A 12282-nucleotide genomic window follows, 5' to 3' on the forward strand; every position below is an offset into this window, starting at 1 on the left:
CAATGTCCATAAGTGCCGATCCACTCGGGTGTAGAGCCCGGGCTTCGGTTGGCTGGGGTTGATGATAAATGAACCCGGGAAAGTAGCCACAACAGTCTAGCCATCCAACGCCTGGTCCAGCTCAAGCAGCAATCCTCGCAAGCCCTGCCGTGCCCCCGACACCTGCGACATCATCACCTTCAGCGCTTCAGTCCTCTGGCTGACGGCAAGCGACTGCTCCTGCAGTTGCGTGGTGCGTTGCTCCAGTTCTCGAACCTTCTCGTCCAGTTGGCCCTGCTCCTGCTGCAGTCGTGCCTGCCATTGCTCAAGTGCCGACTCCCGCTCTATTGCGGCGAGCTTTTGCTGGGTCAACTCTTGAGCAACACGGGCCAGGTTGGTCAACGTACTGTCCACTTCGAACAAGGTGCCGCTATCGCCTGACGCCGGGAGTTTCGGTGGCACCGGCACGTCGGGATCGCTTTGGATGGCAGGTACGGCCTGCGCCATGCTCACGGGAGCCTCGACGGGTTGCCGGGGCTCCTCAACACGATGTTCATGAACAGGCGTACGGGGCGGCTCGGATGGGCTCGCTCCCTTGGGAACTGAGGTCATTTGCGACGAGAAACGAATGGACGGCACGATCACCGAGGCGCTTTCGATCGCCGGTAGCGTCGGCGCCGATAGGCCCAGGGTGATCACTTTCATCACCAACGCCTTCTTGATGATCACCGAATGATGGTCCTCGGGCCTGGCAGGCGGCAGCTTGCAGCCTTTCAAATCGACAAAGTGATAAGGCACCTGGGTTTCGGTGATACCGCCCGGCTTAGTTCCAGAAGCGGCCAACGTCAGTATTTGTTTGAACACATGCAATGCCACCTGCAGGTCTTCCCTGGATTCAACCCCACCCAGAAAGTACCGGTCGAGTTTCTTACGCAAGGCAGCGATGTAGACCCTGGAACTTCCCGGCTCTACCTCTTCATCCAAGCTATAAACAAGAAAGTTGGAGGCCGTTTGACCTACAGCAAACCCACAAAGCAGTGCGCCGTTGACCGGAGCATCTTGACCATTGCGCTCAAGAACAAGGGTACGTAGTAGCATCATGGCAATCAGGCCTCATTATGCAGGGCAGAAAGTTCATATAAACAACACATAAACATTCGAACATTGGACATCCAAAATAACACGACACATTGTTTCAGCGCCCCACCTGCCCCGCACGTAGGACTTCTCTTATTAAGACCGATCGGCGTTCCCAAAAACGGCTATTGCCCGTACCCTTTTTTAACTTCCCTACGTCACGCCAAACTTATTCGGTAAAAAAAATTGATCGAAATAAGCAATCTGACAAAGCACACGGGTAACAAAGCAATCATTAGCGACTTTTCATTCAGTGCTCATCAACAAGAATGCCTGGGACTCTTCGGACACGATCACAGGGTCAAAACAACCTTACTCAATCTAATAGCCGGTTCGACGCAACCGTCCAGCGGTCATATCACTATCCAGGGATACGCCACGCATACCCATGCCCTTAAAACGAGGCAACTCGTCGGCTATCAACTTTCCAGGGACCTCGGCCATCCGACGATGTCCGTCAAAACCTTCCTTGAACTCATTGCCGCGATTCGTGGTTTCCACGGAGCCGAAAAGCGCGCCCGGCTGGGGCAGTCTGTCGCCCGGCTGGAATTGTTTCCCGTGCTCAATGCGCCCCTCGATGCCCTCTCCATCGACTGGAAGCGCAAAGTCGCCATTGCCCAGGCGATCCTGCACGGCCCACCCCTCTTACTGCTGGATGAGCCAACCGAAGGGCTCGCGCCTGATCAGAAACAGACATTCAGGGCGCTGATCCAATCACTGACGCAAGAAATGACCGTGATCATCGCCTCCCGCCACTGCGATGAATTGTCTGAGTTGTGTACCCGCGCACTGGTCATTGCAGACGGTCGTCTCGTCGCCGACACCCCCCTGCCCGATCTACAGCGCAGCTCTCGTCACTTCCAGGCAGTCACCCTTGCCGCGGAGACACCGCTGGATCTGCTGGCACTGGCCGTACTGCCTGGCGTGGCCGGCATCGAAGAGCATCGGCGTGCCCCCGGTACAGTGACCGTTCTCGCCATGCCGGGGCACACCATTTATCCCCATATCAACACGCTGATCGCCAGTCGCCGCTGGAAAATCAACGCACTGAACCTGGAGCCAGGTCGCCTGAATGATGTGGTCCACCACCTGAGCCAAGAGACGCCTCTTTGAAACTATTGCCCATTATTTTAAAGCGTCAGCTCGCCAGCTATGCCCATGCACCCGGTACTTACTTGAGCATCGCCCTTTTCCTGATTTTGTCAGTGACCCTGGGGTTGTATATAAGCCAGTGGCCGATAGAAAACGGCGGTGACTTGCAGGTTTTTTTCCAGTTCCACCCCTGGCTCTATTTACTGTTGATTCCCGACCTGGCGACACGACTATGGTCGGATGAAGCCAATGCGGGTTTTCTGGACCTGATGAAAACCATGCCCGTCACAACGTCTGAATGGGTAATCGGAAAATTCCTCGCCGCCTGGCTCGTCGCAGGCATGGCCCTGATTCTTATGCTCCCTCTCGTCATGATCGCCAATTACCTGGGCAGCGCGGATAACAGCGTTATCGCTTCGCAATTTGTGGCGAGCTGGCTGCTGGCCGGCAGCTACCTGTCGGCGGGATGCTTTATTGGCACACTTGTATGTCAGCGCACTGTCGTTTTCGTAATGACGCTGGGCTTATTGCTCACAGCCAGTGGACTTGCCTATTTATTGGATGCACTTGAACATCAAGTCCCTATAGGGCTGATTGACAGCCTGACCACACTCAGTCCTACGGTGCGATTCAACAGTATCGATGATGGAAAACTTACACTTCGCGATACGCTTTACTTCATCAGCATGATCTTCGGCTTTCTCGCTGCGACAACAGTCACACTCAACTATAAACACAGCTGAGAAGGTAAATCCTTAATGCGGTCCACTCTGCGCACCGGCATGACGCTCACCGTCATCTTGTTGCTGTTCCTGGCTTTCAACCTGGTGTGGGTCGGTAGACTTCCAGATGCACGGTGGGATTTTTCTCAGCAAAAAGTTCACACGTTATCGCCGCCGGTACACCACCTGCTGGCCACCCTGGAAAGCCCCGTGGACTTGTATTATTTCAACTCGAACAACAAATCGAAAAGAAGCTATACCGTAAAACGCTACGGCAAGCGCATTGAAGATCTGCTCAGAGAGTACGAAAAAGCGGCCAAAGGCATGATCAATCTGCACCTGATTGAACCTGCACCTTTTTCGGAAGATGCCTACCGGGCCCGGTTATCCGGACTCGACGACAACCCAGGGTTTCTTGGCCTTATCGGCACCCGCGCCGGCCACGGGGTGCGACGTATCGGATCGTTCAGCCTCGACCGGGAGCCCTTGCTCGAGTATGAAATCAGTCATCTGCTCTCTAAGTTGCAGCACCCGAAGCGCCCGGTTATCGCACTGTTGTCGGGGCTGGCAATGGATGAATCAGCAGGCCGGCTGCTGCAGGAGCTTCAGCGAAAATTCGAGCTGGTCAACGTGGATCCGACTGCCGTGCAAGTCCCGGGCTCCATCAAAACGCTGATGGTTGTACACCCACGGGGGCTGTCTGAGCGAGCGCTGTACGGGATCGAACAATTTGTATTGAGGGGCGGCAAATTGATGATGTTCATCGACCCCCTGAACGAACAACGTTCCCACGCGAACCCAGCCAGTCCCCGACTGGACGAGTTGCTCGCTGCCTGGGGTATCCAGATGCCAGCGGACAAACTGGTGGTCGACTACCTCTATACGCCCTGGGAGGCGCCGCGTGTGCCCAATCAAGTCAGATTGAACCTGCCCCGGCGGGCGATGAACGCCAACGACATCAGTACATGGAACCTCAATAGAGTGACCGTATCGAGCAGCGGCGCCCTCTACCCACTGAACAGAGCGCGTACAACCTTCACCCCTCTCCTGAGCAGCTCCGAGCAAGCTGTGCTGCTGGACACCAGCAGCTTGACTGGCGCGACCACGTTCGATTCATTGATTGAACAGGCCTCGAGCCAGGAGCAACACCCTGTCATTGCCGCGCGTATCGAGGGGCCGAGCTATTCGGTGTTTCCCGATGGCATCAAGGGGCAACCGCCGGGTCTGCAGAAAGCCGCGCAGATCCATGTCGTGGTCATTGCCGACACGGACATGCTTACGGACAACGTCATCAACTCGGCGCCCGACAGCAACGCGCTGTTTGTCTTGAACACCCTGGATAACCTGTCTGCGCCCGAGACACTCGCCGCTATTCGCCCTCGCACGGCACCGCAAAGGCCACCGACTGTGCTGGCGAGCATGCGCGAAGTCGCGAACCAGGCCTATCGCTTGAAGGCCAGCGAACTGGAGCGACGTCTGCACCGAACGGAGTTGGAGTGGCAACGTCTGAGCCCATGGACGACCAGCCTTGGCACCCAGGCGGTGGACACTACCACCCAACTGCAAGCACTCAACAAGGAACGCCTGCGCCTGCCCATGGAGCTGCATGCCTTGCAGCGTGAAGCCTATGCCCAGGTGCATCGCCTGGAACTGGCCATGAAGCTGGTCGTGACGTTGGCGATACCGCTGATGTTATGCCTGTTCGCCTGGATGATCGTGCTAGGCCACCGCCGCCGTTGGCTGCACGCTACCTGCGTGACTCACTGAACGTTCAGCGACGGGCTATCAGCCCTTGTCGGGCAATGCGGGTCAAATGGCGGATGACCTCATCGGCATCGCTGGCGCTGGGGGCCTGGATAACGGCAAGGTCAAAACTGTTGCTGGCAAAACGCGCAAGGGAGTCGCCATCTTCAACAAACTGGATCAGGAACGCTGAAGGTCGGCCAGTACGACGCGGCCAGCCATCCAGGTAACGCAACAGCGTTGGCTGGTGCTTGCCGCCCAGGAGAATTTTCGGATTGCGCTGCGTGAGGTCCGCGGTGATCGGGGCCAGGCGTATCAGGGGGCGTAGTGCATTCATCGTGTCGTGTCTCTGCCTCAAAAGTCTGCGGGCAGGTGAGAGGCAACACCGAACCAGCGCTTTAGCGGAATTTCGAAGCATGGAGCATGCTTCTGTCGGGACCGATGACGATCACCCATGGCGCCCCGCAATTAGCTGTTTAAATCGGCGCATGAGCGGCATCCTAGAGAAGCCTGTGGTGCGGTGTCAAGAATCCCGAGCAACGAAAAGGCCCGCACATGGCGGGCCTGTTCAGGGTCTGGCAGAAGAATCAGTGAGCGATGGCGCGGTCGGCAGACAGTTTGCCAGCACCTTCCAGCAGCACGGCCAGGGAACCACCCAGCAACGCCAGCGCGAACTCATAACCGTTGTTGGCCATGAACAAACCGTTATGGATGTGCACCGAGAAGATCGCCACCAGCGACAGGATGGTCAGGCCCAATGCCGCAGGGCGAGCCAGCAGGCCAATGATCAGCGCCAGGCCAGCGAAGAACTCGGTGCCCCCCGACAGCAGCGCCATCAGGGTACCCGGCGCCAGGCCGATGCTTTCCATCCACTGGGCAGTGCCCGCCAGGCCGTAGCCGCCAAACCAGCCAAAGAGTTTTTGCGAACCGTGGGCGGCGAAGATGATGCCGACAACGATGCGCAGGATAGTCAGGCCATAACCGGCGCGGGTGGACAGGATGCTTTTGATCAGTGGGCTCATGGTGATAATCCTTTCAAAGTAGGGGTGGGTTGGCCGCTATATTAATCAGTTTAGGCAATGATAAAAGCCGAAAAAATGCCTAATTAATATCGACAAAACCGATCATTTCCGTGAGACGATTTTCGCCGCTGGCGGCTCCAGGGACTCCCGCTCCCGGTCGAACGCCAAATAGTACTTGTTGACGCTATTAACATAGCTGACGCCGCCCATCCCTACTTGCTCCATGGCAATACGTTCAACCTGGAAGAACCACTGATTGGGGTTCAGCCCTCGGCGCTTGGCTTCGGTACGCATGCCCTGCACGCGCTCCGGCCCCATGTTGTACGCCGCCAGTACAAAGGCCATGCGCTCGCGTTCATTGAGCTTGGGGCTGGCGAAGAACTTGCGGCGGATCATCGCCAGGTAACGCGCCCCCGCCTGCACATTGCTATCAAGGTTCTCGATATTGTTGACCCCCACGCGTTGCGCCGCCGAGGGCGTGATCTGCATCAGGCCGGTGGGGCCGCCGCTGTTGCGTGCGCCTGGGTCCAACGCCGATTCCTTGAAGGCCAGTGCGGCAAGGTTGAGCCAATCCATGCCTTGCTCGCGCGCATGCTTTTGCAACACCGGACGCAGTTTCTCCAGGCGCTGGCGGTCCACGCGGGCCAACGGATTACGCACTTGATAGAGGCGCCGGTAGATACGCTGGAACGCCACATCCTGGTCGGAAGGGGTTCGATAGGTCTTGAGGAACCGATCAATGCTGGCCCGCAGCATTGACGCATCCTGGCGCACAAACCAGTACTCGTCGCCCGGTTCGCTGATCGCCACCTGCTTGTCGAAGCGCAACTTGGGCAAGATCTTCGACCAGCGTTCGGCAATCGGTTTCTCGACAATGGTCAGGTGGAAAATGCCGGCCTGGACCATTTCCAGCACGTCTTCCACGGCCAGGGTCGGGTCCACCCACTCCACTTTCACCGGGGGTTGCTTGTGCAGTGCCAGCTTCTGGTTGACCTGGTTGATGGCATCCGCCGCCGCGCTGCCGGTGGTCAGCGCCAGGGTGCGGCCAGACAATTGCTCCAGCTTGGTAAATCGCCGTTCCCCCTTTACGCCCACCAGCCACAACGGCACATCGCTGGCAATCGGGTCGCTGGTGCTGATCTTGTGCACAGCCTTTACATCAAGCAACTCGCCGGGCGCCACCAGGTCACCTTCGCCACGGGCCAGCGCGCCAAGCAACTGGTCCTTGGCCTTCGGAATGATCTTGAGGTTGATTTCCTGGCCATCACGGGCATGGCCATTGAGGTATTGCTCGAAGGCGCGCAGGCGATGGTATTCGACACCGATGGCCTGGCCCTGGACCTCGCCGGAACTGTTACGGCTCTGGTTGACCAATACACGCAGGGTACGGCTGGAACGAATCTCCGCCAGGTCGCGGACCTTGCCGGGCCTGGTCACTTCCAGCGGCCCGTCCAGACGCGCGACCGCCGCCATGGGCAGCAGCAGCGTCAGGCACAACATAAGCAACGCCGAGGGTCGGATCATCCGCTCTCCGGAAAAGAATACTGGCCAACGCCCTCGCGAAAAACGAGGCGCTGGGAGTCAGAAACAGAGCGCTTTATGCGCAGGCTTTGCGCGCAACGGTGGCACGGGGCAAGGCGTTCGGCCAACCACAATGTCACTTGCGACGTTCAAAGACAGCTATAACTCGTTGTAGTTCTTCGATTTTCTTATAAATCTACAGCTCTGATATGCTTTCCGGCCGCAGGCGGAGATAGCACCATGCAACTCATTGATATCGGCGTCAACCTGACCAACCCCAGTTTCGACGAGAAGCACCAGGCCGTGCTTGAGCGTGCCTATGCCGCCGGTGTGCAACAACTGGTGCTCACCGGCACCAGTGTCGAGGGCAGCGAACAAGCCCTGGAGCTGTGCGTAAAACTGGATGAAACGGGCCAGCGTCTGTTCAGCACCGCCGGCATCCACCCCCATTCCGCCAGCGACTGGAACAGCGACAGTGCCCAGCGGTTGCGGGCTTTGCTCAATGAAAGCCGCGTACGCGCAGTGGGTGAATGCGGGCTGGATTTCAATCGCGATTTTTCACCGCGCCCACAGCAGGAAAAAGTCCTGGAAGAGCACCTGGCCCTGGCCGTCGAGCTGAAACTGCCGGTGTTCCTCCACGAACGTGATGCCAACCAGCGCCTGCTGGACATCCTCAAGGACTACCGCGATCACCTCAGCGCCGCTGTGGTGCATTGCTTCACCGGCGAACAGGCGGCGCTGTTCAGCTACCTCGACCTCGACGTGCACATCGGCATCACCGGCTGGATCTGCGACGAACGACGTGGGACACACCTGCACCCACTGGTCAGGGAAATTCCCCGTGGCCGTCTGATGCTGGAAAGCGACGCCCCCTATCTGCTGCCGCGAACGCTGCGCCCCAAGCCGAAAAATGGCCGCAACGAACCCGCGTATCTGCCGGAAGTCCTGCGCGAAGTCGCCCTGCACCGCAACGAAAGCGTGGAGGACCTGGCCCGGCACAGCACGGCCTGCGCCCGCCGCTTTTTTGGGCTGCCTGACGTGGATTGATGCGGCGCATTGACCCATGTCAAAACCGGTTTTCGGGATAGCGGCACAATAATGGCACCTTGCCAATGCTGTTTCCGCTATCAGAGAAAACCTTCCATGGGTGCCTGGCTTAGCAATATCTCGCTGAAGTACAAATTCTGGGCCGTGAACGCGGTCGCCTTCATTACCACCCTGCTGTTGGTGCTCTACGCCGTGCAGCTTGAACAACAGGCCCGCAGCGACGCATCGCGGGCCTCGGCGCAGGTCCAGGCGCACTTGCTCGGCGCCTGGCCAGGTGGCAAAGCGCTGCCCAAGGGCGAACACTGGCTGACGTTCCAGCGCGGCCAAGTCCCACAACTGGCGGATCAGGATCTGTCAGCCCTGGGCAGTACCCTCGGCTGGGTCGAACTCAACCACATGCCGTTGTTCGGGGAAAACCCTTTGATGGGGGCTGAAGTCATCGCCCGCACTGACGGCCAATATGTCGCCGTGCTCGCCTATGCACCCAGCCTGAGCCAGGTGTTCGGCGAACGTTTCGCCAACTATGCGGTGGCGGTCTTGATCCTGATGCTGGCGATGCTCGGTGCGTCGCAATTGCTGATCCGCTTCCTGCTCAGCCAGCTCAACACCCTCAAGGACGTGATGCTGCACGTGGAAAAAACCGGCGACCTGTCGGCCCGCGTGCCGTTGGCGTGCAAGGATGAAGTCGGCCAGATGGCCAGCGCCTTCAACGCCATGCAAGCCGGCTACCAGCGCGTGGTCAACACCGTGGCGCGTACTGCCAAGCAACTTGATGATGGCGCCGCACGGCTGGCCAGCAGCATGAACGACGTGCAGCACGGCATGCTCGGCCAGCAGAGCGAAACCGACCAGGCCGCCACCGCCATCAACGAAATGACCGCCACCGTCTACCACATTGCCCAGCACGCCGGCGCCACCCGCGACCTGTCGCAGACCGCCGACACCCTCGCCGGCAGCGGCCAGGAAGTGGTGACCCGCGTACAACGCTCGATTGCCGGCCTGTCCACGGGTGTGCAACAGACTGCCGAAATGATCCAGAAACTCGCCGAGGACAGCCAGAAAATCAACGGTGTGGTCAGCGTGATCCACAGCATCGCCGAGCAAACCAACCTGCTCGCCCTCAACGCTGCCATCGAAGCCGCCCGCGCCGGAGAAATGGGCCGGGGTTTCGCCGTGGTTGCCGATGAAGTGCGCAACCTGGCCAAGCGCGTGCAAAGCTCCACTGACGAAATCACCCGCATGGTCTCCGCGCTGCAAGCCGGCACCCGCGACGCGGTGGACTTCATGCAGGAAAGCTCGTTCAAGGCTGACGACTGCGTGCAGCAAGCCCAGGAAGCCGGCGCCGCACTCGCCGAAATCACTGGCGCCGTGGCGCAGATGCGCGAGAGCAACACCCAGATCGCCGTCGCCGCCGAACAGCAAAGCCACGTTGCCGAAGAGATGAACCGCGCAGTGGTGAGCATTCGTGATGTAACCGAGAACACCGTGCAGCAGACCGTGGATTCGGCGACAACCAGCAATGAACTCGCCACCCTGGCAGGGGAATTGAGCAAGGCGATTGGGCAGTTGAAGCTGTAGGACTGTTCAACCTGTAATCCCCCTCCTACAACAAAGCCTCGGTATGCCTGAGGTTTTGGCGAAACGTCCTAACCCTCCCGGCGAATAACGCCGACTTCTTTTCCCTGGCAACCTCTCCAAAGTCTCTCGCCTGATCAATCAGCGCGAGGGACCGCCGATGCACCTCTCACTTCGTGCCCCACTTAATGGGGCCGCTTCATGATCCCAGTTATTGCCCGGTTCATCCTGGCGCCCATGGACGCCAAGGCGCCAGACGTTGAAGGCGTCCTGCGTGATTTGCGCAATTGCCTCAACACCTTTGACGAATGGGCCGAAAGCTTCTGGAGCGGTTCGGCGCTGGAAGTGGAGCAAGTGTTCAAGGTCGGGGACGAGGTTTCCCTCGTCGCTCCCGCGTCGTCCAGAAAGCCCAGCCGCACGGTTGCCATCTGCAAGGCCCAGGGCGCGTTGACCCTGGTGCATATGTTCGAGAGCACGCGGTTTGTGCCCATCGGCAATACGCCAGTGATGCTGCAAGCGATCGCCCATGACGACAGCCCGGTGGGCGAACCCATCCATCGCACCATCGGCCCCAGCGGCATTCTTCAAGTCAGTGACTGCACCCGTGATCAGCGCTACCGGATCACCTTTTACCCCAATGTATCCAAGGATCACGTCAAGGCGCTGTATGCGTCGTACCAGTCGGTGATCGCTGGCCTGGAAATGGGCCTGCGTGATGAATGGAAGAAGACCTTCAAGCCGCAATGGAACGATTTTGCCAACGCCACGCTGTTCGAGCGCAGTGCGATACAAGGCCTGGCGCTCTCAACCGGGATCGGCAAGGCGCTCTACAACCTTTGGGACAATTTCACACAACTGTACGACCTGCTGGCGGACCTCAAGAGCAACAGCCAGAAACTGCTGCAGTACGTCTCCCAAACCGAACTTGATGAATTGCTGAAACTGGGCAAGGACGCCATCGCCCATGGACTGCTCGTGCTCAGCGATGAGCCGCTGTTGTTTATCTATCTGTCGGCCATGGTTGCCTGGATACGCATGCTGCCACCGCCGCAGATGTACGAGCTGCTGGGCGAGATTACCGGCGAGGTGCTGATCAATCTGTTTCTGATCTGGGCCACGCGGGGCATGGGGGTTCAGCTTCGTTTGGGTATGCAAGTGCTGGGGCACATCAAGTCCGGACGAGTGCGGAGATGGCTGGAAATGCTGGCGGACCAACTGGTCGGGGCTCGGTTGGAGGCGCATGTCGAAACGGCCAAACCGTTGTTGCTGGGCGGCGCGCCGACGCCGATCAGGGTGATCCCGGATGTGCCGTTGAAGGCGGGGGATCAGGTGGTTTCCAACGCAGTGCCGGTGGTTCGGGACAAGGCCACGCAACGGACGGTGTTGGTGCGGCAGGAGCTTGTGGATGACGTGCCGTCGTCCGCTCGCAATCCCAATGGGGATGCGGCTGTGTCCTCGGACAAGACCGCTACCAACGGCTGCCCGGTATCGATGGTTACGGGCGAGGAATTGCTGACCCTCACCGATGGGGCGCTGGACGGGATTCTGCCGTTTGAGTGGACGCGGTTGTATCGCACCAGTGCGGTGGCAGTGGATTGTGGGTTGGGCTTTGGCTGGAGTCATTCGCTGGCGCATCGGCTGAGTGTGTCCGGGGATTCGGTGGTGTGGACCGATCATGAAAACCGGTTCACCACCCTGCCCTTACCGACTGCCTCTCGACCTGTGATCACCAACAGTCTTGCAGAAGCGGCGATCTATTTGGGTGCTTTGCCCGATGAGTTGGTGCTGGCTCAGTCGTCACGTTTCTACCACTTTCGCGACGGTGTGCTGACAGCGATCAGCGATGCGTATGACAACCGGCTGCGTATTTGTCGGGATGTTTTGGGGCGTATCGAGCGGCTGGATAACGGCGTGGGGCGTTCGCTGTTGTTGCGCTATGCGTCGGGCCGGATCGTGGCGGTGGACTACCAGATTCAGCGCATCGTGGATGAGGGTCCGTATGTTTGGGTGACGGAACAGACCGTTGTTTCCTACGCCTATGACGACCTCGGACGACTGATTTCAGCGACCAACGCAGTCGGCGAAAGCGAGGTTTATCGGTACGACCAACAGCACGTGATTCTTGAACGCGGCTTGGCCGGTGGGGCGAGTTTCTTCTGGGAGTGGGAACGGTCTGGCAAGGCGGCGCGATGTGTTCGGCATTGGGCCAGTTTTTCGCAGATGGACACGCGGTATGCCTGGGATGACAACGGACAGGTCACGGTGTTTAACGCCGATGGCAGCCAGGAAGTCTACGTGCATGACCAGCGGGCGCGGCTGGTGCAGCGGGTGGATCCGGATGGGGCCGAGCACTTCAAGTCCTACGATGACAAAGGCCGGCTGACGGTTGAGCAGGATCCGCTGGGCGCGATCACGGCGTATCAGTACGACGAAGCCGGACGCTT

The 12282-nt window shown here is 58.9% G+C and carries 10 protein-coding genes; 6 read left to right on the plus strand and 4 right to left on the minus strand.

What is annotated here, in order from left to right; genetic code table 11:
• Positions 1-96 precede the first annotated feature (96 nt).
• Positions 97-1080, minus strand: a complete 984-nt coding sequence (locus BM70_RS0128495) for a hypothetical protein (RefSeq protein ID WP_025859179.1) — start codon at positions 1078-1080, stop codon at positions 97-99.
• 222 nt (positions 1081-1302) lie between these two features.
• On the opposite strand from BM70_RS0128495, the gene BM70_RS31650 reads away from it, so the two are divergent.
• The 3 genes from BM70_RS31650 to BM70_RS0128510 are packed head-to-tail and all read left to right on the plus strand — an operon-like array spanning position 1303 to position 4697.
• Positions 1303-2229 (plus strand): ABC transporter ATP-binding protein, encoded by a 927-nt coding sequence (locus tag BM70_RS31650; RefSeq protein ID WP_043274415.1) that lies wholly within the window; start codon positions 1303-1305, stop codon positions 2227-2229.
• Positions 2226-2951, plus strand: coding sequence for an ABC transporter permease (locus BM70_RS0128505; protein ID WP_025859181.1), 726 nt, complete (start codon positions 2226-2228; stop codon positions 2949-2951). The genes BM70_RS31650 and BM70_RS0128505 overlap by 4 nt, the downstream gene beginning before the upstream one ends.
• Before the next feature lie 15 nt (positions 2952-2966).
• A complete protein-coding gene (locus BM70_RS0128510; protein WP_025859182.1) occupies positions 2967-4697 on the plus strand; it encodes a Gldg family protein in 1731 nt (576 codons plus the stop codon).
• Between the two features lie 4 nt (positions 4698-4701).
• Here BM70_RS0128510 and BM70_RS0128515 read toward each other — a convergent pair whose 3' ends face one another.
• The 3 genes from BM70_RS0128515 to BM70_RS0128525 all read right to left on the minus strand — a co-directional run bounded on the left by BM70_RS0128515 (position 4702) and on the right by BM70_RS0128525 (position 7219).
• Positions 4702-5010 carry a hypothetical protein gene (locus BM70_RS0128515; RefSeq protein ID WP_025859183.1) on the minus strand — a complete coding sequence of 103 codons (309 nt, stop codon included), beginning with the start codon at positions 5008-5010 and terminating at the stop codon, positions 4702-4704.
• Between the two features lie 250 nt (positions 5011-5260).
• Entirely contained in the window at positions 5261-5695 is a 435-nt protein-coding gene (locus BM70_RS0128520; protein WP_025859184.1) for a DoxX family protein, read from the minus strand.
• 102 nt (positions 5696-5797) lie between these two features.
• On the minus strand, positions 5798-7219 hold the full coding sequence (locus BM70_RS0128525) for a transglycosylase SLT domain-containing protein (RefSeq protein WP_025859185.1): 1422 nt from the start codon (positions 7217-7219) through the stop codon (positions 5798-5800).
• Between the two features lie 237 nt (positions 7220-7456).
• On the opposite strand from BM70_RS0128525, the gene BM70_RS0128530 reads away from it, so the two are divergent.
• The 3 genes from BM70_RS0128530 to BM70_RS0128540 form a co-directional block, all read left to right on the plus strand.
• A complete protein-coding gene (locus tag BM70_RS0128530; protein ID WP_025859186.1) occupies positions 7457-8263 on the plus strand; it encodes a TatD family hydrolase in 807 nt (268 codons plus the stop codon).
• 96 nt (positions 8264-8359) lie between these two features.
• The gene (locus tag BM70_RS0128535; RefSeq protein WP_025859187.1) at positions 8360-9841 is read left to right on the plus strand and encodes a methyl-accepting chemotaxis protein; all 1482 of its coding nucleotides are present in this window, start codon (positions 8360-8362) and stop codon (positions 9839-9841) included.
• Between the two features lie 198 nt (positions 9842-10039).
• Positions 10040-12282 (plus strand): DUF6531 domain-containing protein (locus BM70_RS0128540; protein WP_025859188.1); only part of this gene is annotated, 2243 nt, incomplete at its 3' end.

It is taken from the genome of Pseudomonas sp. CHM02, assembly GCF_000612585.1.
Classification (GTDB): Bacteria; Pseudomonadota; Gammaproteobacteria; order Pseudomonadales; family Pseudomonadaceae; genus Aquipseudomonas.